Annotated in this window: 22 protein-coding genes and 1 riboswitch; of the genes, 8 read left to right on the forward strand and 14 right to left on the reverse strand. The window is 65.1% G+C overall.

All coding sequences use genetic code 11. The features are described from left to right. Positions 1-250 precede the first annotated feature (250 nt). Entirely contained in the window at positions 251-871 is a 621-nt protein-coding gene (locus KHY18_RS04395; RefSeq protein WP_213294736.1) for a flavin reductase family protein, read from the forward strand. A 988-nt stretch (positions 872-1,859) separates the two neighbouring features. Continuing rightward, positions 1,860-1,951: riboswitch (cyclic di-GMP riboswitch) on the reverse strand. A 491-nt stretch (positions 1,952-2,442) separates the two neighbouring features. Here KHY18_RS04395 and KHY18_RS04400 read toward each other — a convergent pair. Together KHY18_RS04400 and KHY18_RS04405 are read right to left on the reverse strand one after the other, a co-directional pair. Then, on the reverse strand, positions 2,443-2,850 hold the full coding sequence (locus KHY18_RS04400) for a GFA family protein (RefSeq protein ID WP_213294738.1): 408 nt from the start codon (positions 2,848-2,850) through the stop codon (positions 2,443-2,445). 152 nt (positions 2,851-3,002) lie between these two features. Then, positions 3,003-3,257 (reverse strand): P-loop NTPase family protein, encoded by a 255-nt coding sequence (locus KHY18_RS04405; protein ID WP_213294739.1) that lies wholly within the window; start codon positions 3,255-3,257, stop codon positions 3,003-3,005. 175 nt (positions 3,258-3,432) lie between these two features. On the opposite strand from KHY18_RS04405, the gene KHY18_RS04410 reads away from it, so the two are divergent. The 3 genes from KHY18_RS04410 to KHY18_RS04420 are packed head-to-tail and all read left to right on the forward strand — an operon-like array spanning position 3,433 to position 6,649. Continuing rightward, entirely contained in the window at positions 3,433-4,830 is a 1,398-nt protein-coding gene (locus KHY18_RS04410; protein WP_213294740.1) for an aldehyde dehydrogenase family protein, read from the forward strand. A gap of 51 nt (positions 4,831-4,881) precedes the next feature. After that, on the forward strand, positions 4,882-5,643 hold the full coding sequence (locus tag KHY18_RS04415) for an SDR family NAD(P)-dependent oxidoreductase (RefSeq protein WP_213294741.1): 762 nt from the start codon (positions 4,882-4,884) through the stop codon (positions 5,641-5,643). A gap of 28 nt (positions 5,644-5,671) precedes the next feature. After that, a complete protein-coding gene (locus tag KHY18_RS04420; RefSeq protein WP_213294742.1) occupies positions 5,672-6,649 on the forward strand; it encodes a Bug family tripartite tricarboxylate transporter substrate binding protein in 978 nt (325 codons plus the stop codon). Positions 6,650-6,750: 101 nt separating this feature from the next. Here KHY18_RS04420 and KHY18_RS04425 read toward each other — a convergent pair whose 3' ends face one another. From KHY18_RS04425 to KHY18_RS04450, 6 genes are all read right to left on the reverse strand, one after another. Continuing rightward, a complete protein-coding gene (locus tag KHY18_RS04425; RefSeq protein ID WP_349630248.1) occupies positions 6,751-8,049 on the reverse strand; it encodes a HAMP domain-containing sensor histidine kinase in 1,299 nt (432 codons plus the stop codon). 56 nt (positions 8,050-8,105) lie between these two features. Then, positions 8,106-8,798, reverse strand: coding sequence for a response regulator transcription factor (locus tag KHY18_RS04430; protein WP_213294746.1), 693 nt, complete (start codon positions 8,796-8,798; stop codon positions 8,106-8,108). A 10-nt stretch (positions 8,799-8,808) separates the two neighbouring features. Next, on the reverse strand, positions 8,809-9,123 hold the full coding sequence (locus KHY18_RS04435) for a hypothetical protein (RefSeq protein WP_349630249.1): 315 nt from the start codon (positions 9,121-9,123) through the stop codon (positions 8,809-8,811). Continuing rightward, complete coding sequence (locus tag KHY18_RS04440; RefSeq protein WP_213294749.1) at positions 9,116-9,586, reverse strand: Spy/CpxP family protein refolding chaperone; 471 nt, start codon at positions 9,584-9,586, stop codon at positions 9,116-9,118. Before KHY18_RS04440 ends, KHY18_RS04435 begins: the two co-directional genes overlap by 8 nt. Before the next feature lie 204 nt (positions 9,587-9,790). Next, complete coding sequence (locus tag KHY18_RS04445; RefSeq protein ID WP_213294752.1) at positions 9,791-11,146, reverse strand: FAD-dependent oxidoreductase; 1,356 nt, start codon at positions 11,144-11,146, stop codon at positions 9,791-9,793. A 13-nt stretch (positions 11,147-11,159) separates the two neighbouring features. Further along, a complete protein-coding gene (locus tag KHY18_RS04450; protein ID WP_213294754.1) occupies positions 11,160-12,089 on the reverse strand; it encodes a Bug family tripartite tricarboxylate transporter substrate binding protein in 930 nt (309 codons plus the stop codon). A 167-nt stretch (positions 12,090-12,256) separates the two neighbouring features. Here KHY18_RS04450 and KHY18_RS04455 point away from each other — a divergent pair, with 167 nt between their 5' ends. Then, on the forward strand, positions 12,257-13,138 hold the full coding sequence (locus KHY18_RS04455) for a LysR family transcriptional regulator (RefSeq protein ID WP_249728908.1): 882 nt from the start codon (positions 12,257-12,259) through the stop codon (positions 13,136-13,138). Positions 13,139-13,246: 108 nt separating this feature from the next. On the opposite strand, the gene KHY18_RS04460 is transcribed toward KHY18_RS04455, so the two are convergent. From KHY18_RS04460 to KHY18_RS04470, 3 genes are all read right to left on the reverse strand, one after another. Further along, positions 13,247-16,345: an efflux RND transporter permease subunit gene (locus KHY18_RS04460; protein WP_213294758.1), complete on the reverse strand. Its 3,099-nt coding sequence runs from the start codon at positions 16,343-16,345 to the stop codon at positions 13,247-13,249. Further along, positions 16,338-17,453, reverse strand: coding sequence for an efflux RND transporter periplasmic adaptor subunit (locus KHY18_RS04465; protein ID WP_213294760.1), 1,116 nt, complete (start codon positions 17,451-17,453; stop codon positions 16,338-16,340). The genes KHY18_RS04460 and KHY18_RS04465 overlap by 8 nt, the downstream gene beginning before the upstream one ends. A 73-nt stretch (positions 17,454-17,526) precedes the next feature. Further along, a complete protein-coding gene (locus KHY18_RS04470; RefSeq protein WP_213294762.1) occupies positions 17,527-18,144 on the reverse strand; it encodes a TetR/AcrR family transcriptional regulator in 618 nt (205 codons plus the stop codon). An 88-nt stretch (positions 18,145-18,232) separates the two neighbouring features. Between KHY18_RS04470 and KHY18_RS04475 the strand changes: the two genes are divergently transcribed. From KHY18_RS04475 to KHY18_RS04485, 3 genes are all read left to right on the forward strand, one after another. After that, a complete protein-coding gene (locus KHY18_RS04475; protein ID WP_213294764.1) occupies positions 18,233-19,705 on the forward strand; it encodes an efflux transporter outer membrane subunit in 1,473 nt (490 codons plus the stop codon). A 117-nt stretch (positions 19,706-19,822) separates the two neighbouring features. After that, on the forward strand, positions 19,823-20,152 hold the full coding sequence (locus tag KHY18_RS04480) for a DUF4148 domain-containing protein (protein WP_213294766.1): 330 nt from the start codon (positions 19,823-19,825) through the stop codon (positions 20,150-20,152). A gap of 214 nt (positions 20,153-20,366) precedes the next feature. Then, positions 20,367-21,602 carry a multidrug effflux MFS transporter gene (locus tag KHY18_RS04485; RefSeq protein ID WP_213294768.1) on the forward strand — a complete coding sequence of 412 codons (1,236 nt, stop codon included), beginning with the start codon at positions 20,367-20,369 and terminating at the stop codon, positions 21,600-21,602. 102 nt (positions 21,603-21,704) lie between these two features. Here the strand turns inward: KHY18_RS04485 and KHY18_RS04490 are convergent, their stop codons facing one another. Genes KHY18_RS04490 through KHY18_RS04500 form a run of 3 tightly spaced genes read right to left on the reverse strand, consistent with a single transcriptional unit; the run spans position 21,705 to position 25,149 of the window. Further along, on the reverse strand, positions 21,705-22,445 hold the full coding sequence (locus tag KHY18_RS04490) for an ABC transporter ATP-binding protein (protein ID WP_213294769.1): 741 nt from the start codon (positions 22,443-22,445) through the stop codon (positions 21,705-21,707). Beyond that, complete coding sequence (locus tag KHY18_RS04495; RefSeq protein WP_213294770.1) at positions 22,442-23,212, reverse strand: ABC transporter ATP-binding protein; 771 nt, start codon at positions 23,210-23,212, stop codon at positions 22,442-22,444. Before KHY18_RS04495 ends, KHY18_RS04490 begins: the two co-directional genes overlap by 4 nt. Beyond that, a complete protein-coding gene (locus KHY18_RS04500) occupies positions 23,209-25,149 on the reverse strand; it encodes an ABC transporter permease (protein WP_213294771.1) in 1,941 nt (646 codons plus the stop codon). The genes KHY18_RS04495 and KHY18_RS04500 overlap by 4 nt, the downstream gene beginning before the upstream one ends. Positions 25,150-25,153 lie beyond the last annotated feature (4 nt).

The raw sequence follows: 25,153 nt of genomic DNA on the forward strand, positions 1-25,153 counted from the left end.
CAACGCGAATTTGCCGTGCGAAGATCTGCGCCGGCACCCGCTGCAAAGCAGTGGTTGGCACATGAGGACCTGATTGGCTGGTCGCCGGCGGTCAGTACTCGCCTACCGAGTGACCATCGCCTTCCAAACCGGTCATTCTTGGTGGAGCTCCCGGCGGCCCGATTTACCCCATCGCGCCGTTAGACTCGCACCATCGCCCACGGACTCAGTTGGGCATCTCCCCACAGGCTAAACGCTAGAACAACCAGCGATGAAAACTGACTCGCATACCTACGAACCCCGCCACGGGCACGGACTGCCGCATGATCCCTTCAACGCCATCGTCGGCCCGCGACCGATCGGGTGGATTTCGAGCAGGAGCGCGAGCGGACGGGTCAATCTCGCACCCTATAGCTTCTTTAACGCCTTCAACTACGTCCCTCCCATCATCGGCTTCTCCAGCATCGGTTGGAAGGACACGGTGCGCAATATCCAGGAGACTGGCGAGTTCGCGTGGAATCTGGCCACGCGTGAGCTGGCCGATGCCATGAACCAGACCTGTGCCGCCGTCCCGCCGGAGGTGGATGAGTTCGAGCTGGCAGGGTTAGACACCGTGGATTCGGAGTTGATACGGGTGCCCAGAGTCGCACAGAGCCCGGTGACCTTCGAATGCCGATTGACCGACATCCACCAGTTGCGTACCGCCAGCCATGACCCGATTCCGTCCTGGCTCGTGCTGGGGGAGGTGGTAAAGGTCTACATCGATCATCGGCTGCTCAAGGACGGTGTGTTCGACACCGCCAATGCCGGAGTGATTCTGCGCGCGGGGGGGCCAGCAGACTATTTCTCGATCGGCCAAGAGCAGAAGTTCCGCATGTATCGCCCCAAATAGCAGATGGCATTCGCCAACTCTAGGAAGCCTGCTTGAGTCAAATATCGGTTGCTTGGGAGTCTGCAGCATGACCGACACCGTGATTCAGGACTTCACTACGTCAGGCGGCAACCGCTGCACAGCCGGCATCGCCAATGGCCAGTACGCTTCAGGCTGCCTGCAGCCTTCACAATAGCGATGCAAATGTCTGCTGATGCGCGAAACAGACATTGCGAAGACGCTTGCTTGGAGTTCCGCTGTGCACACCAAAGCGGTCACCGGCTTCTGATGAGCCCCGAGTGACAGCTTTGACGTGTGTTGAACCGGTGTGATCGACCGGCTTAAGACATTCGCATCCGCTCAAAGCGCACGCTGAGCGTCCGGCGCAACCATCTTCATGTGGCTCACGCAGCCTCGCATCATCGTCCTTACCCAAAGATTCAAGACGCCTGCTTTTGCCACTTTAACGGCTTAGATAGTGGCAATACTTTTTACTTTGGGATGTCTGCCGCCGAGAATTCATCCTAGCGTTCTGGAGAGTAGTAAAGAGTTTCACCACAGCTATTGCAAAAATGCGAGCGGTGGAAAGTTTGGTTCATAATATTTCGTGTCGAAATATGGCGACCGGAACAATGCCTACAACTGATTCGGCCCTCGGCACGTACATTTTCCGGGAAATTTTGCGAGTACCACCGGTAGCCATATTGCTTGAAGTGCTGCCTCATCCGAAGCTTCGCGGCTAAAATTCCGATGGAAATCGATAGAAAAAACGCTAAAAATATGACCTGGGGACCAAAAATATAATAACCCAAAATACCAAACCCAATGCATGTGACAAAGGTAATCAGAAATGTTTTATATACAACTGATAAGTAGTTAGGCCCTGCGAGGATGCTTGTTTCTTTCATGTGCGCGCGAAGTTATAGTGTTTCTAAATGCAGCTTGAGCGCGTCACGCAGTCCTTGAGGTCGTTTGGATGGCGAAGCCTTCCAACCCGACACATTGACATCAGGGCAACCCAGCGTCCCTCATGCCGGCTTAAGGCTGTCGGGTCTGTGGCTTTGCGTGGCGCGGTTCTCACCGCGTTTGCCAAGTTACGCTATATCGCTAAATTGTTACACTTAGAACCAATTCGGCGGTTGATTGCTTCGCCGATAGGTATGGACTTGGTCTGGCCTTCCTTGCCTGAATTTCGTACTACCTTAATAGAAGAGACGCAGGGATGTCTCAATGTGGCCGACAGCTCCGTTTCACTCATGCCCCCAAAAGCTCTCACCGGCTGATTTCCCATTTACATCGAACGTCCGTTCTAGGGCTTCATGTGATCCTCACACTCCCGGCCAGAAATCAACAGTTGCCACGATGTACCGACTCGCTTCTTCTGACTGGGAAGCTGACCATCAATGAAACAGCGTGAACGACTGAATTGGGTGCCCAGCCGCCAAACCAGGCCGGTAGCAACCCACCTCCAGCGGCCCGCTGAGAGGACGCGACAGTCGTCGACAACTCCTGGCCGCATTCTCCCGGACATGCCCTGGGTCTGGTCCACACAAATGCTCCCGGTCGGCCGCAGGCTTCAAATGCCTTTTACCTCACGGCTGGCCGTCGTACGTTTCGTTCACCCCGGCAAGCCCCACCCACGGTCGACGCCGTTTGGTCCAAATTTCCCGCTGCGGTGTTCCCAATTCGCCCCTTTGCTTCAGTACGCCGGTGCGCAACGAATAGGCCTGCGGATTTTCTGCGGCGCAGGCATAGAGCGGACTGCCGCAGTTTTCACAGAATGCAAGCAGGCGCTTCGCACCGCTGGCGGCGGTCTTGACGAAGGTGCGAGGCACACCTTTTGTCAATTGAAAACCGGCCGCGGGCGCAGAGATATTGGCGCGAAAAGCAGAGCCTGAGTGCGTTTGGCAGTCGAGGCAATGACAGATAGTCACGCTGCCTGGTTGAACTTGCGCCTCGAATTCAATGGCGCCGCATTGGCATTGGCCTTCTACTTTCATTTTGTTCCTCAGTTGGGAGGGTCCAGCCCCATGGCCGCTCCTGGCAGATAGTACCAACCCAACGATTCTTTACCTGCAGCGACATTTCCGGCGCCGACAGGCCCAGGTGTACGAGCACGGGACCGCGCAGCGCCCCATCGATACGCATGCCATCACGGAACCCCCATGGTCCACAACCGCGCCTCCATCTGTCGCTCCCACAGGCGCGCATACAGGCCTGAGCGAAGCAGCAGCTGGTCATGCGTTCCCTGTTCGACCAGACGCCCCTGGTCCAGCACCAGGATCTGGTCGGCATGGCGCACGCTGTGCAGACGGTGGGCGATGGCCACGACCGTGCGCCCGCGCGTGAGCGCGCCAGCCAAGCTGGCCAGGCCGGTCCGCGCATCGCGAAGTCTCCCTCGAATCATCCATCAAATACCATCCGCGCAAATTTCCCCGTAAGCATTGGGTATGACTTGCTTGAACGCATGAGGCATGCGCTGAGCGAATACCTGCAACCCGTTTAGGAAGGGTCGACTCCCTTCCTTGCTCCATAAACTGGTCGCTCGCATTCCTTCACCGCCCCTGCATTCGAGGAGACATATGACCGCATCGATTCCCGTGCGCAATCCGCGCACCGGCCAATACGACTTCCAACTGGTCAGCACCGAACCGACGGCCCTGCCGGCCCTGGCCCAAGAGCTGCGGGCCAACCAATCCCATTGGGAAAGCCTGGGGCTGGAGGGACGCCTGGAGGTGCTCGACGCCTGGCGCAAGGTCTACCTGGAGTCGTATGACGAAATCCTGGCCGCGCTGGTGGCCGACACCGGGCGCCTGGGCGAGTCGCAACGCGAGATGCAGCGCCTGCCTTCGAGCATAGACAAGCTGGCCATCATGGCGCGTGAAGCGTTCAAGGAGCGCTCGCTGCACTTGCGCTCCATGCAGTCGGTGCAAGTCAGCGGCGGCTTCAGCCCGTTCCAGCTGGTGGGCGTGATCAGCCCGTGGAATTTTCCGCTGTCGAGCTCGCTGCTCGACACCATCCCCGCGCTGATCGCGGGCTGCACGGCCATCGTCAAGCCCAGCGAGATCACGCCGCGCTTTGTCGAGCCGCTGGTCAGGACCCTGCAGAAGGTGCCCGAAATGCATGCCGTTCTCCGCTATGTGCAGGGCGACCAGCACATTGGCGCGGCGCTGATCACCCAGGTCGATGCGGTGTGCTTCACCGGCAGCGTGCCCACGGGCCAGAAGGTCGCCGAGGCCGCGGGCCGCGCCTTCATTCCCGCCTTCCTGGAGCTGGGCGGCAAGGACCCGGCGATCGTCACCGCGAGCGCCGACATCGACAAGGCCGCGGCCGCCCTGCTCGCGGGCGCCACGGCCAATGCCGGCCAGGTCTGCGTCTCGATCGAGCGCATCTACGTGGCCAAGCCCATCCTGGACGCGTTCGTCCAGCGCCTGGTGGAAAAGGCCGGCGCGCTGAAGATCGCCCACCCCACGGTCAACGACGGCACGCTGGGCCCCATCATCCTGGAGCGCCAGGCGCACGGCATCAACCGCCACCTCGAAGACGCGCAGAGCAAGGGCGCGAAGATCGAATGCGGCGGCATGGTGACGCAGCGCGACGGCGGCTGGTATGCGCCGGCCACGGTGGTCACCGGCGTGGACCACAGCATGGCGCTGATGACCGAGGAAACCTTCGGTCCGATCATGCCTGTCATGCCCTACGACACCGTCGACGAGGCGGTCGCGCTGGCCAACGACAGCATCTACGGCCTGAGCGGCGCGGTGTTCGCCGGCTCGGCCGACGAAGCCATGGCGATCGCCCGCCGCATGCAGGTGGGCGCCGTGAGCATCAACAGCACGGGCCTGGGCACGGCGGCCATCGGTGAAGGCGACGTGCATGAGAAGAACGCGTTCAAGCGCTCGGGCCTCGCGGGATCGCGCCTGGGCTACGACTCCATCACCCGCTTCATGCGCAAGAAGGCCTACCTGGTGCAGCACTGAGCACGCCTCCGCCCTTCCCCACCTCGCAACTCCAGCCCAGAGACATCCAACATGCTTGATTTCAACGACAAAGTGGTATTCATCACGGGCGCCAGCGGCGGCCTGGGCAGCCAGATGGCGCGCGATTTCGCGCGCGCCGGCGCCACCATCATTGCGCACGACTTCGGCCTGGCGAGCGCCGCCGCAGCGCTGATGAAAGAGCTCGCGGCCACGGGCGGCAAGCACCTGCTGGTCGAAGGCGATCTGACCGACCCGGTCAAGGTCAAGGCCATTGCCCAGCAGATAGGCGCGCACTTCGCGCATCTGGACGTGCTGGTGAACAACGCCGGCGCCTCGCCCGACAAGACGCCGTTTCCCGAGGTGGCCGCCGATTTATGGGACAAGGTGATCGCCATCAATCTGCGCTCGGTGTTCCTGGTGACGCAGGCCTGCCTGCCGCTGCTCGAACGCTCGGCCAAGGGCCGCATCATCAACATCAGCTCGACCGCCGCGCGCAATGGCGGCGCGCCCGGCGGCCATGCGTATGCGAGCTCCAAGGGCGCGGTGTCGTCGCTGACCAAATCGATGGCCAAGGACTTCTGCGCGAAGAACATCCTGGTGAACGCGATCGCGCCCGGACTGATCGACACGCCGTTCTACGGCGACGTGAAAGTCGCCGAGAAATATGCCGAGCGCCTCAAGTCCATTCCGCTGCGCCGCGCCGGCATGCCCAGCGACATCTCGGGCCCGGTGCTGTTCCTGGCCTCGCCGCTGGCCGACTACATCACCGGCGAAGTGATAGAGGCCAGCGGCGGCCTGTCGATGATGGCCTGACGCTGTCTGGAAAAAACAAGGAGACAACATGCACAGCAGAAGAAGTTTCGTCGCCCGTTCCGGTCTGGCGCTGGCCGCCGGCCTGCTGCCGGTGAAGCACGCGCTCGCGGCGCTGAAAGGCAGCGAGCCCATCCGTCTGGTCGTGCCGTTCGCCGCCGGTGGCTCGTCGGACACGGTCTCGCGCACGCTGGGCGTCAAGATTGCCGACCTCATAGGCGCGCCGGTGGTCGTGGAGAACAAGCCGGGCGGCGGCGGCGTGATCGGTGCGATGACCACGCTGGCGGCCAAGCCCGACGGCCGCACCCTGTTCGTTGCCTCCAACGGCGCGATGGTCATCAACCCGGCGATCCGCAACGACCTCAAATACAACCCGGACAAGGACTTCAAGCTCGTGGCCAGCATGGTGCGCGCGCCGATCTGGCTCTGGGTGCGCGCCGATCTGCCGGTGAAGAACGTCGCCGATTTCCTGCGTCTGGCCCGGCAGCGCTCGCTGTCCGCGGGCTCGGCCGGCAACGGCAACATCACCCACCTGGCGATGGCCAACGTGGCCCACATTGCGGGACTGCAGCTCAACCATATTCCGTTCAGCGGCGACACGCCCGCGCTCACCGCGCTGGGCAGCGGCACGCTGGATGTGAGCTTCAACGCGCTGATCGCCGCCCTGCCCATGTACCAGGCGGGCCGCATCCGGCCGCTCGCCGTGCTCGACAACCAACGCGACCCGGCCCTGCCCGACGTGCCGACACTGGCCGAATCAGGCCTGGCCGGCACCTCGGCTGCCGCCTGGTTCGGCCTGGCCGCGCCCGCGGCCACGCCCGACGAAGCGGTGCGCGAGATCAACAAGTCGGTGAACGAAGCCCTGGCCATGGCCGATGTGCGCGAGCGGCACAAGGGCCTGGGATTCACCGCCCTGCCGGGCTCGGTCGCCGATTTCCAGCAAATGTACGACAGCGAGGTCGCCGTCTGGCGTCCGCTGGTCAAGAAGCTGGGGCTCAAGCCGGATTGAGCCGAGAGGCCCAACGCCGGCAAAAACGCGCAAACGGCTGCGACATCCCGCCCACCCGAGATAACCTGCGTCGGCACACATCGCGCAGCGTGGGCGTGCAGTCAGTCCAGCGGCAGGGTGACGGTGGCGCGCAAGCCGGGCTGGGCATTGCCCAGCACCAAGCTACCGCCATGCGCCTGGGCCACCAGGCGGCACAGATACAGGCCCAGTCCCACGCCGCCGGTGCTGCGCTGGCGGGCGGCATCCGCGCGGTAGAAAGGATCGGCCAGGCGCTCCATCTGGTTTTCGGGCACGCCTGCGCCAAAGTCACGCACCGCGATCTCCAGCCCCGCTGATGTCCGCAGCAAGCGCAGTTGAACGCCCTGTTTGTCGCGCCCGCCATAGCGCAAGGCGTTGTCCAGCAGGTTGCGCATCAGCAGCCGCAAGCGCGCCGCGTCGATCAGCACCGGCGGCAGGGCCGCGTCGACTTGCAGGTCGATGTCAGGGTGGTCGGGATGGCTGGCGTTCATCTCCTGGGCCACGGCGCGGGCCAAAGCGCCGATGTCGGTCGGTTCTTTGTGCAACGCGGTGTGGCGCCCTGCCAGGCGCTCGCTTTCCAGCAGATCAGAGATGAGACGCGCCATTTCTCCCAGATCACGCAGCAAGGCGTCGCGCTGGGGCTGCAGCTCGGACGTCGCCGGCAGCAACTCGGTATGCAGGCGCGCCCGAGTCAAGGGGCTGCGCAACTCGTGGCTGATGGCCAGCAACAGCGCACGCTTGGCCTCCAGCATCTGGTGAATGTCCTGCCCCATGGTGTTGATCGTGGCGGCCAACTGGCCCAGCTCGTCGGGCCGCTGCGCATGGCGCACCGGAATGGCCGCGCCGAAATCGCCCGCACCAAAGCGCAGGGCGCCCTGGCGGATATCGTCCAGCGGGCGCAGCAGGCGGCGCACGTAGGCATACGCCAGCGCGGTCAGGAAAAGCAGCCCGCCCAGGGTGAACCACACGGCGCGCGAACGCTGGGCCGCGTCCATCACCGCGCGGTTCAAGGCAAATTCGATCGTATGCCCGTCGGCCATCTGCTTGCGCAGCAACTCGCCGTGGTCATCGCCCCATGGGCCGCGCCCGCCGCGCCAGCGCGCCACCTCGCCGTCCGCAGGGTGCGATGTCCATTGAACCTGCGGTCCTTCGATGCGCAGCATGATGGGCAAGCGCTGCACAATGGCCTGCGCTCGCTCCACGCTCGGTGGACTGCCGATCTCGCTCGCCAGCCTATCCACGTAGTCTGCGAGCAAGGGCCGCGCGGCGTCACGCCAGCCTACCGAAAAGGCACTTTTCACGCCGCCCATGAATGTGACCGTCATCGCCAGCGCCAGCAACATGAACAGCAGCACCAGCCGCAGATGGATGGATCGCCGCACCGCCCGGCGCGCGCGGCTATGCCAGGGCCCCGAGGAGGGTGGGCGGCATGCGCGGCTCAAGCGACGCTCCGCCGCAGAGCCAGCGAGTATCCCGCATTGCGCAGCGTCTTGATGCATTCCAGCGGCTCGAGCTTTTTGCGCAAGCGGCTCACCACGATGTCGACCGCGCGGGTGTACAGATCGGCCTCGCGCCCACGCAGGTGGTTTAGGATGTCGTCACGGCTGAATACGCGGCCGGGCTCACGCGCGAGCAGCAGCAGCAACTCGAACTCGGTGCCGGTCAGTTCCAGCGCCATGCCCTGACGCAGCACGCTGCGGCGCACCGAATCGATCAGCAGCCCTTCGAAGCACAGCGACGCCGCATCGGCCACCGCCGCGCCCGACGCCGGGCGGCGACGGCGCAGCACGGTCTGCATGCGTGCGACCAGCTCGCGCGGCTCGAAGGGTTTGGGCAGATAGTCATCCGCGCCCAGTTCCAGCCCCACCACACGGTCCATCACGTCTCCGCGCGCCGTGAGCATGATGATGGGCAGATCGCTCTCGCGCCGGATGGTGCGGCACAACTCGAAGCCATCCATCTCGGGCAGCATCACATCCAGGATCGCGGCGTCGAATCCGCCCGCCCGCAGCAGCGCCAGACCGTCGCTGGGGCGCAGCGCCTGCAACAATTCAAATTCAAAGCGCAGGAAGTAGGTGGCCAGTGGTGGACCCAGTTGGTCGTCGTCATCGATGAGCAGAATGCGTTGCATGTCCCGATTCTCACCGCATCCTGGCCCGCTGTTCATGGCGCAGGATGAGGCGGCGTACACGGCGCTTGCCTTCCAAGGCCAGGCCGTCGAAGCGGTCGGCAGCGGCCATGACCTCGGGCAGCGCCAGCGCTGCGCTGGCAGGCCGGCCCGCCAGCAAGCGCAGGGCGTGGTCCCTATCGAACAGCGATCCCCAGACGAGAGACATCCATTCCTCGTGCGGTGTTTCGACACCGGCCACCAGCCATGCGCCATGGGCCCGGGCACTGCGCGCCAGCTCGCGCGTCGCGGCCCAGGCATGCGAAGGCGGCTTGAGGGGCTCAGCCACGCTGGAACCACCCATGGCGGCGCTGCATCATGTCGCGCACCTGTTGCTGCTGCACGGGGCGCAGGCTGTTGTAGAACTCGGCCATGGCGGAGACCACGGCCGGCGAATGCGACTGCACAGCGCGGATCTTTTCATCGATCAGGGTCTGGGCGGACGCGCTGTCAAACACCTCGCCGGACACCAGGGCCTGGATTTGTTCGCGCGGCTCGGCCGCCTGCGCGCCCTTGAACGCCATGCGCTGTGCCTGCAAGGCGTCGGCCAGCGCCTGGAGCTTGAGCTGCTGTGCGCCATCCAGGTACAGCTTGCTGGTGATGCGGTTCACCATCTTGCCGCGCATCTCGGCCATGCGCTCCGCCGACATGGGGCCACGGTGGTGAGAGGCGCTGGAGCAGGCGGACAGGCTGCCGACCAGCAGGGATGCACCAAAGATACCCAAGAGGGTTTTACGGGTCCAGGCTTTCATTGCGCACATCCTTTTCAGGCAAACAGAAGATGCCTGATGGTGCGCGCTCCTGCTCCCCCAAGGGTATCGCCGAGGTTTCGCTTCTTTTCGTTTTGTTTCAGCCGCCAGGAATGGAACGGCCACTGCAAGGGCCGACCCATTTTCCAAGGCGCCCTGATGTCGCCGCCACGGCATGAATAGCCTGGGCTGAGTATTGATGCGCAGTCATGGCTCGAGCAAGCCGCCGTTCTCACGCAGGGCGCGCTGTATGCGCTGGGGGTCCAACTGCTGCACGGCCGAGCTGCCGGCCAGCGCAGCGGCCGTCCCCGCAGCCTGCCCCATGACAAAGCAGCCTCCGCTGGCACGCGCTGCGGACTGCCCTTCATGTGTCATGGAAGCACAGCGTCCGGCGACGAGCAGGTTTTCCACGCCCTGGGGAACAATCATGCGCCATGGCAGATCGTTGTAAGCGCGCTCGGGATCGGTTGGAAATCCCCAGGAAATGCCGCCTGCGCGGTGCAACTCCATCGGCCAGGCATTGATGCCTATGGTGTCGTCGAAGCGTGCCGATTGAAGAATGTCGTCGCCGGTGAGTGCATACAGTCCCCGGATGCGGCGCGTTTCGCGTATGCCGACCTGCGGCGCGATTTCGACGATGCGCGACTGCGCAAAGCCCGGCACCTGCTCGCTCAGGAAGCGGAAGTACGCGATGACCTGGCGCCGGCCCTCGATTTCGCCGGCGCTGAGTTCGGCCGCATCCACGGCGTTCATTGCCTGGCCTGCAGCATTCGCGATCTGCGTCACATTCGCGCGCCATTCCGAGGCATGGATCTGCGGCCGCACGATGGCGCCCTCGCGCGGAAATCGGTAGCGTCCAGGATGCTCCTTCTGCGCACGGTCCATGAAATCGTTGATCGCACTGAACTCGCCGATGGCCGCCGATGCCGCGTCGGCATCGACATGACCGATGCGGAACATGGTGGACGGATACAGGCCGCTGCCTTGCCCATCGCCCACTTCAAAGGGCACGCCGGCAAATGTCGCCACATCGGCATCGCCCGAGCAGTCGATGAACATGTTGGCGCGTATCGCCTGGCGCCCCGACTTGGTCTCCACCACCAGTGCAGAAATGCGTGCTCCGTCCATCAGCACCGACGAGGCCCTGGCATGGAACAGCAGGTTCACGCCGCTGGCCAGCATCCATTGGTCCGCGGCGCATTTGTAGAGGGATGTGTCGTAGGAGCGTACGCGAATGCGTCCGGCCATGCCGTCCTGCGGTTGGTTCAAGCCGCCCATGGCTTGCAGTCGTGCCAGAAGTTCATCGACGGCGCCGTGCACCAGCTGCCGCATCTCGCCCTTGTGGCGCCCATACAGACCGGCGAAATTGGTGACGCCGCCGGCCGTGCCCATGCCGCCCAGAAACCCGTAGGACTCCACGAGCAGGGTACGGGCGCCAAGCCGCGCGGCGCTGGCAGCCGCGGCCAGCCCTGCGGGGCCGCCGCCGATCACCACCACGTCATATTCGCCTTGCACCCGCAGATGGCGGGCGGGCTCGAGCATGATTTGTTGCGAGGATTTCATCATTGTTTTCCTGTCAATCCAGATTGATCTTGTTCTTTTCCACTACCGGTTTCCAGCGCGCAACGTCGGCTGCCAGCAACGCATTGAACTGCGCGGGCGTGTTGCCCACGGGGTCCATGTACTGCAGGCGCAGCTTTTCCCTGAGCTCCGGTTCGGCAAGCACCTGCACGATCTGCGCATGCAGGCTCCTGACGATGGCGGCCGGCGTCTTGGCGGGCGCGATGAAGCCGATCCAGGCGTCGCCCTTGACCTCAGGCAGCCCTGTCTCGCTCAGCGTGGGCAGGTCGGGAAGCGAGGCGGATCTGGCCGATGACGCCACCGCCAGCGCGCGCAGCTTCCCGGCCTTGACATGCGGCATCACTGCCGCCGCGGGCAGCAGCGCCATGTTCACCTCACCGGACAGCAGCGCCGTCACCGCGGCGCCCGAGCCGCGGTATGGCGCGTGCACCGCATCGCCACCGGCCTGCGCGACCAGCGCGGCCATGGCCAGATGGGAGATCGAGCCCGCACCTATGGATGCATAGCTGATGGGCGTTCTTTGCTTGAGCATGGCTGCCAGTTGCTTGGCAGTCGATATGGCAGAGCCGCCCCCGACGACCAGCACCGAGGGCTGCGATACGGCGACGCTCACCAGCGCGATGTCGCTGGCAACGTCATAGGGCATTTTTCTGAAGAGCAGGCCATTCACGCCCAGGGGCCCGGCGATGCTGACGCCGACGGTGCGGCCGTCGCCAGGGGCCTTGGCCACCATGTCCGTGCCGATGTTGCCCGAGGCACCGCTCTTGTTTTCCACCACGAAGGGCTGGTGCAGCCTGGTGGACAGGCGTTCGCCGATCAGGCGCGCCGCCAGGTCGGGCGTCGAGCCCGCGTCAAATGGCACCACGAGCTTCACGGGCGCGCTGGGCCAGTCCTGGGAAAAAGCCGGCGTGCCGGCAACCGACATTGCGGCCAAAAGAAGCGGGGCAAGCAGATGCGATTTCAAGTATGTCTCCAGATATCTTATGGTTGGAAAGCAGGTCGCCAAAGACCTTGCGCCCACTTTAGGCAGCCATCATCATGGAGTCGATCGATAATCGGTAATAGGCTCCAGCAGGAATTCGAATAATGGATATGAAGTTGCTCGCCGTCTTCGACGAGATCTACAAGACCCGCAGCGTGAGCCGCGCCGGCGAGAACCTGGGCATGGCCCAGACCTCGGTCAGCCTCGCCTTGGCGCGCCTGCGGCTTATCTTCGATGACCCGCTTTTCGTGCGCACCGGTGAAGGCATGCTGCCCACGCCCAGGGCAGCGGCACTGGTGCCGCAGCTGCGCGCGGCGCTGGAACTGCTGCAGACGGCGACCAGGCAGCAGCCAGCGTTCGATCCGGCATCGTCGTCCAGGACCCTGCGCATCGCCATGACGGACATCAGCCACCTGGAGTTTCTGCCGACGCTGGTGAACAAGGTGACGAACGCGGCCCCCGATGTCCACATTGAGGTGCTGCGCATCACGCCCGACACCGCGAAGCTGCTGGAGTCGGGGGAGGCCGATCTGGCGATCGGCTACATGCCGGAGTTGGAGAGCGGCTTCTACCAGCAAAAGCTCTTCGACGACGGGTTCGCCTGCGTGGTGGGCCAGCAGCACCCGCAGATCAAACAGCGGATGACGCAAAAGATGTTCAGCAATGCACGCCACGTCAGGCTGGCGGCACCGGGCACCGGCAACGAAATTGTCGAGCAGGAACTCAAGCGCAGAGGGGTGCGACGCAAGGTCGCACTGTCGCTGCCCACGCTGCCCGGCGTGGGCAATCTTCTGGCGAACACGGAACTCATCGCCACCGTGCCGCAGCGCGTGGCCCAGACCTTGGTGAAGATCGCCCATGTCAAGGCATTGGCCCCGCCCTATGCGTTCCCGGAGTTTTCCATCAAGCAGCATTGGCACGAGCGCTATCAGCACGACCCCGCGAACCGCTGGCTGCGCTCCACGGTGGCCGAGCTCTTTCTGGAAATCTGAGGGCTGGGCCGCCGCCAGCGCCATTGTCCAGGACCGTTGCCACCCCATCGGTCAGCGGCCGCGAGGCGAGTCCCGCAAGCGCGCTGCGCTGGAGGAACGCGCTCTGTTTCATGCGTGGATCAGCCTGGGGATGTCTTGCGGGGCAGCGCCGCTTCCAGGCCGGATGCGAAACCATATGGCGTACATGGCGGGCAGGAAGACCAGCGTCAGAACCGTGCCTGCCAGCGTGCCACCGATGAGGGTGTAGGCCAGCGTGCCCCAGAACACCGAATGGGTCAGCGGGATGAACGCCAGGATCGCCGCCAGGGCCGTCAGGATCACAGGCCGGGCGCGCTGCACGGTGGCTTCCACCACGGCCTGGAAGGGGTCCATTCCGTCCTGCTCGTTCTGCTGGATCTGCCCGATCAGAATCAGCGTATTGCGCATCAGAATGCCCGACAGCGCGATCAGCCCGACCAGGGCATTGATGCCGAATGGCTGCTGGAACAGCAACAGGGTCGGCACCACACCGATCAAGCCCAGGGGGCTGGTCAGGAACACCATGACCATGGCCGACATCGAGCGCACCTGCAAGATGATGATGATGAGCGTGATGGCGATCATGATGGGAAACAGCGGCGCCATGGCAGCCATGGCCTTGGCCGACTCCTCGATCGCGCCCGCCTGCTCGATGCGATAGCCCGGCGGCAGCGCGTCTTTTATCGGCTTGAGCAGGCGCGAGATTTCGGCCGAGACATCGGGCGGCTGAAGTTCCTCAGCGATGTCGCCGCGCACCGTGATGGTGGGCACGCGGTCGCGGCGGCGCATCACGGGCTCTTCCATGCGCACGCTGAATTCGCCCACTTGTGACAGCGCAATGCGCTGGCCGCTGGCGGTGGTCAACGTGAAATCGCCCACTTTGGCCAGGTCCAGGCGGCTGCCGCCTGCGGAGCGCGCCGTCACCTGCACGCTGCGTATATCTTCGCGCACAGTCGTCACCGGAACGCCGCTGAGCAGGAATTGCAGCTGCTGCGCCACCGCCGCGGACGTCAGCCCGACAGACTGCAGGCGGTCCTGCTGCAGCGTGAAGTGCATCACCGGCGTGCGCACGCCCCAGTCGGAGTTCACGGTGCGCATCATCGGGCTGTCCTGCATCACCTGCTGCACCTGGCTGGCAATCGCGCCCAGCTTGTCGGCATCCGGCCCCGAGACGCGGTAGGCCACGGGAAACGGCGAATACGGGCCAAACACCAGTTGCGTGACGCGCACCTGCGCTTCGGACGCCAGGCCTTGTGCGATGGCTTCACGCAGCCGCAGCTTGAGGGCCTCGCGCTCCTGCTGGCTGTCGGTGCGCACCACGATCTTGGCAAACGAGGGGTCGGGCAACTCGGGCGAGATGGCCAGATAGAAGCGCGGCGCGCCCTGGCCCACATACGCGGTGACGATCTTCGACTCGGCCTGCTGCGCCAGCCAGGCCTCGACCTTCTGCGTCGCCGCATCGGTACGGTCTATGGAAGTTCCATAGGGCATCTGCACTTCGACCAGCACCTCGGGGCGGTCGGAGATGGGGAAGAACTGCTTCTTCACCACCGCCATGCCCAGCACCGCCGCGGTCATGAGCCCGACGACCGCCGCCGCGACCAGCCACTTGCGCGCAATGATGCTGCCCAGCAGCGCGCGAAAGCGCTGGTAGCGCGGCGTGCCATACATGGCCGCATGGCCGCCTTCGACCTTCTTCATTTCCGGCAGCATCTTGACGCCGAGATAGGGGGTGAACACCACGGCAACGACCCAGGACACGATCAGCGCGATGCCCACGATCCAGAACATGTTGCCGGTGTACTCGCCGGCGGTCGAGCGCGCAAAGCCGTTGGGCATGAAGCCCACCGCCGTCACCAAGGTGCCGGAGAGCATAGGGGCGGCGGTGTGGCTCCAGGCGTAGGCCGAGGCAGACAGCCGGTCGTAGCCCTCTTCCATCTTCACCACCATCATCTCGATGGCGATGATGGCGTCGTCCACCAGCAGGCCCAGCGCCAGGATCAGCGAGCCCAGCGTGATGCGGTCGAAATTCTTGCCCGTGGCCGCCATGATCACGAACACCGCGGCCAGCGTCAACGGCACGGCGGCGGCGACCACCACGCCCACGCGCCAGCCCATGCTGACAAAGCACACCACCAGCACCACCACCAGCGCGGCAAAGAACTTGAGCATGAACTCGTCGACCGACGCGCTGATGTTGTCCGACTGGTCCGTGACCTTGGTCAGTCCCATGCCCAGCGGCATCTCGGCGTTGATCGCGCCGACTTCCTTGTCCAGCGCCTGGCCCAGATCGAGGCCGTTCCAGCCGTCGCGCATGATCACGCCCAGCAGCAAGGCCGGCTCGGCGCCGTTGCGAATGATGAAGGTCGACGGATCTTCGTAGCCGCGCGTGACGCTGGCGATGTCGGAGAGCTTGAGCGTGCGCCCCTGCGCCGCGATCGGCGTGTCGCGCATCTTCTGCAATTCATCAAACGCGCCGTCGATGCGGATGAAAACCCGCGGACCATCGGTTTCGACCGAGCCCGCGGGCGTCAGGGCGTTCTGCTGGTTCAATGCCGAGAAGATATCCTGCGGACTGATTCCCAGCGTGGCCAGGCGCTCGTGCGAGAACTCCACGTAGATGCGCTCGGACTGCTCGCCGACGATATTGACCTTCTTCACGCCGGGCACATGCAGCAGGCGCTGGCGCAGTGTCTCGGCGTCGCGCACCAGTTCGCGCTGCGCCTCGCCGCGGGCCTTGAGCGCATAGAGCGCAAAGGTGACGTCGGCATATTCGTCGTTCACCATGGGCCCGAGCACCCCCGCGGGAAGATTGACGGCCTCGTCGCCGAGCTTCTTGCGCGCCTGGTAGAACTCCGCCTGCACTTCCTGCGGCGGGGTCGAGTCCAGCAGCGTGAGCGTGGTGAACGCCAGACCCGGGCGCACGAAAGTCTCGGTGCGTTCGTACCAACGCAGCTCCTGCAGGCGCTTTTCCAGTTTCTCGGCCACCTGGTCCTGCATTTCCCGGGCCGTGGCGCCAGGCCAGGCCGTGATGATGGTCATCACCTTGACGGTGAAGGCCGGGTCTTCGGCGCGGCCGAGCTTCAGGAACGAAATCACGCCCGCCAGCGAGATCAAAATGATCATGAACAGCGTGATGGAGCGCTCACGCACGGCCAGTGCAGAGAGATTGAAACGGCCCTTACTCACGTGCGCCTCCTGCGGACACGACCGCGTCGGCCGCCTGGCCAGCCACTCGCACCTGGGTGCCTTCGCTCAACAGATGGGCGCCGAGCGCGACGATTTTCTCTCCTTGCCTGAGCCCGCCCGTGACATGCGCCTGATCGCCTTCGATGCGCGCGATGGTCACCGGCTGGCGCGCCACCTGCGGGCCCTTGACCACCCAGACGCCAGGACCGTCACCGCTGTCGAGCAGTGCACTCAGAGGAACCTGCATGGCGCCTGGGATGGACGGCGGCGTGCCCGCCATCTTCAACGTGACCGTGCTGCCCAGCGGCGCATCGGCCATGCGGTCTTCCAGCACGTAGCGCGCTTCAAAGGTGCGGGTCACCCGGTCGGCCACATCGGAGAGCTGGCGCAAGCGGGCCTGAACGACCCGCTCCGGCGTGCCGAACAGGCTGGCCGTGGCCAACGAGCCCAGGGCCGGGCGCAAGGTTTCCGGCAGGTGGACCACGGCTTCGCGTTTGCCGGCTTTGGCCAATCGCACCACCACCTGGCCCGCGGCAACCACCTGGCCGGGCTCGACCAGTGTTTCCAGCACGACGCCATCGACATCGGCCAGCAACTGCGCATAGCCGCTGGCGTTGCGCGTGACCTGGGCCTGGGCCTGCGCCGCCCGCAGTTGCGCGCGCGCGGCGTCAGCCGCCGCCTTGACCTGGTCATAGGCCGAGGCGGAGATCGCGCCGGTGCCGCGCAAGTCACGGTAGCGCGCCTCTTCGTCCATTGCCTGCCGGGCCTGGGCCTGGACCGCGGCCACCGCGTCGTCCTGGGCCTGCGCGGCAAGCTTCAGGTCCGCGGGATCGATGCGCAGCAGGGGCTGGCCGCGTTGCACGGTCTGCCCGGTATCGACCAGGCGTTCAAGCACCTTGCCGGAAACGCGAAAACCCAGATCGCTTTGCACGCGCGCAGCGATGGTGCCGGTGAAGGCGCGTTCGCTGGAGGCCGCAGGCAGTACGTCGATGGTGCGCACCAGCGGCAGCGCGGTGCGTGGATCGGGTGGCGAGCTTTGTCCGCAGGCGACGAGCGCAAGCGGCAGCGTGCATAGAGCGGCAATAGACAGATGGCGGTGCCGAAGCATGGGAGTCCCGAAAAATGAGCAGGACCCGATTTTTTGACTTGTGACTAATTTTGTCAATAGTCACAAGCAAAATTCACGGCGATAAACTTCGCAGCACCAGGCCCGCGAGCTGGCCCGGCGCCTGTTCGGCATGCGCGAGGCTGTGCTGCAGCAGCAAGGGATCGAGGTAGGGGCGCATGGTCAGGAAGATCGCTGCGGCCGCCTCGTCCAGCGGCGTCTTGCGCTCGAAGTCGCCCGACTGGCGGCCCGCTTCCAGGATGTCCAGCAGCAACTGGTGGATGCGCTCCTCATAGGTGCGTGCCGCCTGCCAGCGCTCGGTGGACGCCGAGGTGGCGATTTCATACAGCTTTCGATCCTCTGAAAAAAGGCGCAGCGTCACCGTCACCATCGCCTTGAAAAGCCGCCGCAGCTTCTCGGGTGGACGCTCGGCCTCGGCCACGGCCTGGCGTATTTCCGCCTCCATCTCGATCAGGCAGTTGGAGCAAATCATTTCTCCTATCACCTGCTTTGATTCGAAGAACTTGTAGATGTATGCCTTGGAAAAGCCGATCGCCTTGGCCAGGTCGGAGACCGTGGTCTTCTCGTAGCCATAGCGGCTGAAGTGCTCTTTGGCGGCAGTGACGATCTGCGCGCGCACATCGTGGTCGACAGGCCCGCGTGCCGAAACGGGATAGACGTTGGGGATATTCATGGGCACAAGCTTACCCCGATCAAAAAAAACTCACAACGAGTGACTAAATCGTAATATAGTCACAGCGTCATCCCCTTCTTTATCGACCATGCCTCGCCTTCCAACCCTTGCCGCCCTGATCGTGTCCAGCCTGTGTGCCGGCTGTGCCGTGGGTCCCGACTACCTGCGGCCCGCATCGCCCATGCCCCAGGCCTATATGGGGGCCCGAACGCAGGCACAGGCAAGCACCGCGTCGACCGACAGCGATCTGTCGGCCTGGTGGCTGGCGTGGGGTGATCCGCAGCTCACGCGGTTCGTGACCTTGGCCTTGCAGCAGAACCTGGACCTGGCCCAGGCGATCGCCCGCGTGGGCCAGGCGCGCGCGCAGCTGGACGCAGCGGGCGCCGCGCTGCTTCCAGCGGGCAATGTCACCGCCCAGACATCCCGCGGCTACCAGTCGCTGCAGACGCCTTTGGGCCAGGTCCTCAATGCCGTGCCGGAATTCGCGCGCTACGGCAACGCGCACGAAGCCAATCTGGGCGTGAGCTGGGAAGTGGATCTGTTCGGTGGATTGAAGCGCGATCAGCAGGCCTCGCTGGCTGAATACCAGGCCACGCAGGCGGATGCAGTGGCGGTGAGGCTTTCGGTCGCCGCGCAGGCCGCCGACACCGTCCTGCAGATCCGCGGCCTGCAGACCCGGCTGGCAATTGCGCGCCAGCAGGTACAGACGCAGCAGCAATTGCGCTCCACCATCGAACTGCGCTGGCAAAAAGGGCTGGCCGCCGAGCTGCAGCTGCGCCAGGCGCAAGGCGCACTGGCACGCGCCCAAGCCACCATTCCCCCACTCGAAGCCGCGCTGGAAACCGCGATGAACGCCATGGACGTGATGCTGGGCGACATGCCCGGCACCCACAGGACAGCGTTTGCGCAGCTGCAAGCTTCACCCGGCCTGTCTGGCCTGCCCGGAATGTCGCTGGGCGGCACGCCCGCAGACCTGCTCAGGCGCCGCCCCGATGTGATTGCGGCCGAGCGGCGGCTCGCCGCCTCGAATGCCCGCATCGGTGCGGCGATTGCCGAGTACTACCCGAAGATATCGCTCAGCGGCCTGCTCGGCAGCGCCACCTCTCTCTCCAGCGGCCAGCTTTTCAGCGGCGGCGCTTCGCAGGCCGCCGCCGTGGCCGGCCTGCGCTGGCGGCTTTTCGACTTCGCACGCATCGACGCCCAGATCGCGCACGCCAAGGCAAGCGAAGCGCAGGCGCTGGCCGCCTACCGACTCGCGGTACTGCGGGCCACGCAAGACGTGGAAAACGCACTGCTGGCGCGCGAACGCCGGCAGGAACTCGGCGCCGTGCTGGCACAAGGCGAGCATGCCATCGCGCGCGCGCGCGATGCATCGGCGGCGGCCTACGACAAGGGCGTGGTCAGCCTGATCGAAGTGCTGCAGGCCGATGAAAGCCTGCTGAGCGTGCGCGATGCCCAGGCCCAGGCCGGCACCGAATCGGCGCGCGCGCTGGTGGCGATCTTCAAGGCGCTGGGCGGCGGCTGGACGCCGGAACAAGCGCCGCTTGTGGTGAGCCAGTAGCCACCGCACCGCCATGAATCCCCACTCAGTGGAGCGCCGCCATGACGTAAAACCCAGCCCCCTCTTTTTCAGCCTTGGCGCCCAAGCCGCGCCCCTCCCATTCTTGTCAGGAATACCATGTCGAATCACCTCACTCCAGCAGCCCGCGCCAAAGGCGCGCGTAGCGTCCAGGCGTTCGCCGCCGCAATGGCCTTGACCGCCGCGTTCGCGGCAAGCGCCGCCACCCCAGCAGACCGCCCGGCCACGCCAGGCAATGCAGGACTCACGCGCGCTGAAGTGGTCGCGGATCTGGCGCTCTGGCGGCGCGCGGGATTGGACCGCTACGACGTTTTGGCCACCTCACACGGCCTCGAAACCCAGGCCTACCGTGCCGCCCAGCAGGAATACCTGCGCCTTCGCAACAGCGAACAGTTTCAGATCGAAGTGCAGAAGGCGCTCAAGGAGTGAACCCCACAGCGCATGCCGTCACGGGCGTGTGCCACCGGCATGCGCTGGCGAAGTCGCCGGGCCGACAGGGACGTCGGCCAAGGCAAGGCACCATCCACGGACCACATTACGCAATGGCATGCAGCAGGCGCCGCGCGCAGGGACGCAGGCTCCCTGGACCAGCGCCAACGCAGTGGCACATTGAACAACTCGAACCGCTAACGGAGCACCCTGCATGACTTCCAACGCAGATCGGAACACAGGTGCGCGGCCCGCCACCGAAGTCGGCGCCCGTCCAGCCGAAACGCTGTCGGGCCCATTGCTGCTGTTGCTGGCCAGCCTGGCGGCGCTGGGCTCGCTGGCGACCAACATCATCTTGCCGGCCTTTCCGGAGATGAGCACCGACCTGGGCACGTCGGTCAAGGACCTGAGCGCCACCCTCAGCACCTTCTTCGTCGCATTTGCCTTTGGTCAGCTCTTTGTCGGCCCGCTGTCGGATCGATTCGGCCGCAAATGGCTGGTGCTCGGCGGTCTGGTCACGTTTGTCGCCGGAAGCGCCCTCTGCGCGTTTTCCACGACGCTGACGGAACTGCTGGCCGGACGCGTCATTCAGGCACTGGGCGTCTGCGCGACATCCGTTTTGTCGCGCGCCATTGCGCGTGACCTGTTTGACGGCGCGGCGCTGGCGCGCGCACTTTCGCTCACCATGGTGGCCATGGCGGCGGCGCCCGGTTTCTCACCGCTGCTCGGTGGCGCCATCAACAGTTGGCTGGGCTGGCGTGCGACGTTCGCCATGGTGGCGGTGCTGGCTGTGATGCTGGCCTTTTTTTACACCCGTCGCCTGGATGAGACGCATGCGGCGGACAAACGCTCGCCCCTGTCTGTCTCGGCGGTATCCGCCAGCTATTGGCAACTGCTGCGTGACCGACGGTTCATCGCGCCGGCGCTTTCGGTCAGCCTGGTCATCGGTGCGCTTTACGCCTTCTTCTCGATGGCGCCGGCCATCTTGATGACGGGCTTCGGGTTTTCGTCGTTCGAGCTGGGACTGCTCTTTGCCTCAACGGTGTTTGTGGTGTTCGGTGCCGGCTTTCTGGCGCCACGACTTGCGCGCCGCTGGGGCCATGCGCCGATGGCGCGCGCGGGGATTCTTGTGGCCTTGGCGGGAAGCATCGCACTGCTGGCCGGGCCGGGCAGCTTTTACTTTTTTGCGGCCTCGCTGACGGTCTTTCTGCTGGGCATGGGACTTGTCAATCCGCTGGGCACGGCCATCGCCTTGCAGCCTTTCGGCCGGCAGGCGGGCGCGGCTTCTGCGTTGCTTGGGTTTCTGCAGATGGGTTGCGCCGCCTTGGCCAGCAGCATGGCGGCGGCGCTGGACCTGCCGGCCCAGGTCTCCCTGGGCATCATCCTCACTGCAAGCCTGGGGATGTCCCTTTTCGCCTTCATTGTGCTGGGCCGCAGCACAGCGCCCTGATGAACCGCTTCTGTGCCCGGCCCTGCACGGCAGCAATGGGCGCAGCCCGGCGCAAAGCGACTGTGAACACGCTGTCGGCGCTGCGCTTTGCGCCCGACAGTATCAGACGCTGAGATACGCGCGCCGCACTTCCTCGTTCTCTTCGAGTTCCTTGATCGATGCCTGGTAGCGTATCTGCCCCTTCTCCAGAACATAGGCGCGGTCGGACACCAGCGCCGCGAAGTGCATGTTCTGTTCGGACAGCAGAATGCTCACGCCCTGGCTCTTGAGCGCCAGAATCATATTGGCCATCTGTTCGACGATCAGCGGTGCAACGCCTTCGGACGGCTCGTCGAGCAGTACCAGATAGGGATTGCCCATCAAGGTGCGCGCCACGGTGAGCATCTGCTGCTCGCCGCCGCTCATGCGCCCGCCCGGGCGATGGGGCATTTCGCCCAGATTGGGGAACAGCGCGAACAGCCGCTCGGGCGTCCACGCCGGCGCGGCCGTGCCGTCGGACCAAAGGCGCGCGCCCTGACGCGCGACCTCGAGGTTTTCGAGCACCGTCAGGTCGGTGAACACGCGGCGGTCTTCGGGCACGAAGCCCAGGCCCATGCGGGCCGCGTGGTGCGGCTCGGTGGTCGAGATGTCCTCGCCGCGGAACGTGATCCGGCCCTTGCGCTTGGCCAGCATGCCCATCACGGTCTTGAGTGTGGTCGACTTGCCCGCGCCGTTGCGGCCCATCAGCGCCACGACTTCGCCGCGCTTCACGTTCAGATCGACGTCGTACAGAATCTGCGCCGCGCCATACCAGGCCTGCAGGCCCTTGGCTTCGAGCAGCACTTCATTGGTCGTGGCCATCATGCAACCTCTTTCTCGAATGTCTTGCCGCTGCCGAAGTACACGGCCTGCACCTTGGGGTCGTCGCGCACTTCCAGCGGCTTGCCTTCGGCGATCAGCCGGCCGCGCGCCAGCACGATCATGCGGTCGGAGTAGGCGAACACCACGTCCATGCTGTGCTCGGTGAACAGCACGGCCATGCCGCGGTCTATCACCAACTGCTTGGTCAGCGCCATCAGCGAATTGCGCTCCCGGGGCGCCATGCCGGCCGTGGGTTCGTCCATCAGCAGCAGCTTGGGCGCATTGGCCATGGCCATGGCGAGCTCCACGCGCTTGACGTCGCCGTAGGCCAGCACGCTGCAGGGCCGGTCGGCCTGGGGCTTCATGCCCACCTGGTCGAGCAGCGCCAGCGCCTCCTCGCGCTGGTAGTCGCCCGCGCGGCGCCACATCGAGAACAGCTTGTCGCCATGCGAGATCAGCGCCATCTGCACGTTCTCGACCACGGTGAGCGATGCAAAAGTCTCGGCGATCTGGAAGGTACGGCCCACGCCCTGGCGCCAGATGGCGCGCGGGCGCAGGCCCACGAGTTCCTGGCCTTCGAGCTGGATGGAGCCGCGGTCGGCGCGCAACTGGCCGTTGACCATGTTGAACGTGGTGGACTTGCCCGCGCCGTTGGGGCCGACGAGGGCCAGCAACTCGCCCTTGTGCAACGTGAAGTCGATCCCGTCGACGGCCTTCACGCCGCCGAACGATTTGCCGAGACCGGATACCTTGAGCAGCGGCGCGTTCATGCCTTCACCTCTTGATCGACAGATTCACCCAGGGCCGCCGCGCGCGAGTTCGCGCTGCGGCGTTCGAACAGTTGGCGCGCATAGCCGGCGATGCCCTGCGGAAACAGCAGCACCAGCAGCAAGATGATGCCGCCCAGCATGGCGCGCCAGTAGTCGGTGTTGCGCGCCACGGTGTCGTGCAGCCAGTTGAAGGTGACCGCGCCGACCACCGGCCCGGCCAGAGTCTGTATGCCGCCCAGCAGCACCATCACCAGGCCGTCGACCGAGCGCGCCACGCTCATGGTCTCGGGCGAGATGCTGCCCTTGGAGAACGCGAACAGCGCGCCCGCCAGACCCGCGACGGCGCCGGCGATGACAAAGCCCGCCCACTGCATGCGCTTGACGTCGATGCCGATCGCATCGGCGCGCAGGCCCGAATCGCGCCCGGCGCGCAGCGCATAGCCGAACGGCGAGAACAGCACGCGGCGCAGCCACAGGATGCCCGCGCCCACCAGCGCCAGCGTAAGCCAGTAGTAGTTGATCTTCGACGACAGCCACTCGGCGGGCCAGACGCCCGTGAGGCCGTTGCTGCCGCCCGTGAAGTCGTCCCACTGGTAGACGATGGCCCAGGCGATCTGCGCGAAAGCCAGGGTCAGCATGGCCAGGTACACGCCCGACAGCCGCACCGAGAACCAGCCGAAGACCAGCGCGCCCAGCGCGGCCAGCACGGGTGCGCCTATCAGCGCGACTTCCATGGGCACGCCCGCGGCGCGCACCAGCAGCGCCGCGCCATAAGCGCCCAGGCCGAAGTACGCCGCATGGCCGAAGCTGTGCATGCCCGCAGGGCCCATGATGAAGTGCAGGCTGACCGCGAACAGCGCGGCGATCAGCAGATCGATGGCCAGCACGGTGACGTAAGGCATGCCCGCGGTCATCAGCGGCAGCAGCACCAGCCCCCCGGCCAGCACGCCCACCGCCACCAGATAGCTTTTGGCCGGGCGGCGCAGCGGCGCCTCGGCCACGCCCTGGGCGCGCGCCGTGCTCTGCGGCCGGCCGAACAGCCCCCAGGGACGCCACACCAGCACGGCGGCCATCACCAGGAATTCGACCACCAGCGTCATCTTGGAAAAAGAGATCGACATGCCGAAGATCTCGACCACGCCCAGCCAGATGCAGATCGCCTTGACTTCGGCGATCAGCAGCGCGGCCACATAGGCGCCGGGAATCGATCCCATGCCGCCCACCACCACCACCACGAAGGCCGCGCCTATGGCGGTCATGTCCATTTCCAGATTCGCGGGCTCGCGCGGCAGCTGCAGCGCTCCGCCCAGGCCGCCCAGCAGCGCGCCCAGCGCGAACACTGCCGTGAACAGCCAGGCCTGGTTGATGCCCAGCGCGCTGACCATTTCACGGTCCTGCGTGGCGGCGCGCACCAGCGTGCCCCAGCGGGTGCGCGTGAGCAGCAGCCACAGCAGTCCCAGCACCACGGGCCCGACGACCACCAGGAACAGGTCATACGAAGGGAACTGGCGGCCCAGAATCTCGACCGAGCCCTTGAAGCCCGGCGCGCGCGGCCCCAGCAGCTCTTCGGCGCCCCACAGCCACAGCGCCGCGTCCTTGATGACCAGCACCAGGGCGAAGGTGGCCAGCAGCTGGAACAGCTCGGGCGCCTTGTAGATGCGCCGCAGCAGCGTCATCTCTATGACCGCGCCTATGGCCGCGACCACCAGCGCGGCCAGCGGCACGGCGAGCCAGAAGCCCGCCGGCCCCATCACGGAACTCAGCTGATTCACGAGCGCATAGGCCACGTAGACGCCGAGCATGAAGAACGATCCATGCGCGAAATTGACGATGCGCGTCACGCCGAAGATCAGCGACAACCCGGCCGCGACCAGGAATTGGGACGATGCGCCCGCCAGCCCGTTGAGCAGCTGGACGACGAAACCTGAGAAGTCCATGATG

It is taken from the genome of Acidovorax sp. CCYZU-2555 (assembly GCF_018413525.1).
Lineage (GTDB): Bacteria > Pseudomonadota > Gammaproteobacteria > Burkholderiales > Burkholderiaceae_C > Comamonas.